At 67.2% G+C, this 2,358-nt stretch carries 1 protein-coding gene; it reads right to left on the bottom strand.

Going from position 1 to position 2,358, the window contains the following annotated elements; translation table 11 throughout:
• On the bottom strand, positions 1-2,358 hold a 2,358-nt coding region (locus ENSA5_RS22490; protein ID WP_308726565.1), incomplete at both ends, for a SpvB/TcaC N-terminal domain-containing protein.

Here is a 2,358-nt window from a genome sequence, read left to right as displayed (position 1 = left end):
CGAGCGCACGCACGGCCTCGCGCGCCTCCGCGCCCGTCAGCCCGCTCGGCACCACGCTCGCGGGCAGCTCGAACGCCTTGTCATCACCACCCCAATACTCCCGAGCAAAGCGCTCCGCGAGCTCCTCCCCACCCAAATACGCCCCCGTGTGAAACCAGCTCTTGGTGTAAACCGGCGGCTGGTGCAGCTGCTCCTCCACCGCATCGAATTGCTCGAACGCGAACAACCCATCCCCCACAAAGTCCTCGAACGACTCGGTGTCCCAGCTCTCGACCATCCCGAACCCTCGGAACTCCCGCTCCTGTCCGTCGAAGTACCCGTGGTGGTACGCAAAGTGCTGCACATATCGCTGGCGCGTGACGTGGTCGATGCTCTCGACCCGCTCGACCACCTGAACCGGAAACGGCAGCTTCGTCGCCCATGGCTTCCCGGCCGCCTTGTCGGCCAAGTAGAACTTGGTCGAGGGCGCGTACGCAACCTTGGTCTCGGCCCCCATGTTGTTGCGCGACCCGATCAGCAGGTGCGGCTTTTGACCGCCCATCAGATCGATGTAGCGCAGCACCCCGCCCCGGCCCGAGGCCGACGACGACGACCAGACCAGGTGCCCGGTCCCCGTCCCCTTCAGATCCACGACCTCGGCCCAGTCGACGCTGCGCACGCCCGGGAAGCTCACGATCGCCTCGGCCGCAGCGAAGCCGTTGCCCGCGAGGTTGCGGTAGAGCGTGGCCCCGCGGTCGCCGAGGTAGATCAGATCCGTCGCCCCGCTCCCGTCGACGTCGGCGAGCCGCACACGCCCGGGCTCGAACGACCTCCCGGCCGCGAACGCCGACAGCCCGCCCATGCGGATCATCGGCCCAAAGCGCCCGTACCCGAGGTTCGACCAGTACACCACCTCGCCGTTGCGGATCCGGACGATGTCGACCAGCCCGTCGCCGCTCATGTCCGCGTACTGGATCGCCATGCGCGGATCCGAGAACAGCACGACCGGCTTGCTCCGTTCATCCCCGGGGTTTGGCACGACCCGCGGGCTCTCGAACCCCTCCGCGCCCTTGCTCCGATACCAGACGAAGTCGCGGCCGCGATCGAGCAGTAGATCGGGAAACCCGTCGCCGGACAGGTCGATCAGCTGCACTCGCGGATCTTGCCAGTCGACGTTGGGCACCGACGTGAACGCCCGAAAGTTGCCCCAGCCCTCCTGCTCGGTCCGCCGAAAAAAACCAGGCGCAGGCGCGACGAAGCTGACCAGATCCTTGCGGCCGTCGCCGTCGAGGTCCATCAGCTGGGTCCCCTCCATGCCCAGGTTCACGGGCCGCGAGGGCAACGCGACGAGCGGACCGAAGCGACCATCGCCGAGGCCACGCTTGAAGTACCAGCTGCCAGCTTGCTCGGTGACCACGCCAGGCAAGCCCTCGCCGTCGAGATCCACGAGCCGATGCTGCCGCCCGTCGATCCCCGCGGGCAGGTTTCGCAGCGTCATCGGATCGTCGATCTCGTGCAGCCACGGATCGATGACGGCCTCGCTGTACTCCAACTCGAGCGTCGGCAGCTGCGCGCTCTCGAAGTGCTGCGTCTGCTCGTCGCGCCGATAGCTGCGCTGGATCACCCCGGTCAGCCGCGTGAGCGCCGGGCCCTCGTCGTGGATGAAGTCCGTCGACGCGACCAGGTACGGCGCGGGCCCGAGCTCCGCGGCAAAATGGTAAAACATCAACACACGCCGACACAGCCGACGCGTGCGCAGCTCGAAACCCGGGCGGTTCGTCGAGAACGTGTCTTGTCGCGTGGGCCAGTCCCGGTCTTCGGTCGGCGAGACCTCGAGCTGCTCGCCATGCATGACGCCGTGCTCGCCGTAGTCGAGGACCACCTCGAACAGCCAGCCGCCCTTCACGAAGGGCGTGGCGTTGCTGTATTTGATGCGCTTGAGGTAGCGCTGCGCTTGCACACTCGTCTGGGCCAGGCGCGGTCGCTCCTCGAGCGCGTCTTGGTCCACACCCGCGAGGTCCTCTTGCTTGTACTCGTAGACAATGATGTTGCCGCGATCGTCGTGGCTCTCTTCGAGCAACCACGAGAACACGCGCTTGGGATCTCGAGGATCCGAGACCCGCGCGGACGCGGTCCGCCCGAAAAAACTCGTCACGTTCCCGGGCGAGATCGTCCGCCAGTGGACATCCCCGGTCGCCTGCGAGGTCCACCGCTCGATCCGCGCGAAGCCGCCCTCGACCCGCGGCATGAACCGCTGGATCACGTGGCCATCGCGGATCTGCGACCAGACCTGACCCTGGTCGTCGAGCTGGTGCACGAGATCCTCGGCGCCCGCGAGCACGAAGGTGTCGCGGCGCTCGAGCTGGGGGTCCTCATCGC

The organism is Enhygromyxa salina (genome assembly GCF_002994615.1).
GTDB lineage: Bacteria > Myxococcota_A > Polyangia > Nannocystales > Nannocystaceae > Plesiocystis > Plesiocystis salina_A.
This window is presented reverse-complemented; position numbering and strand designations above follow the sequence as displayed.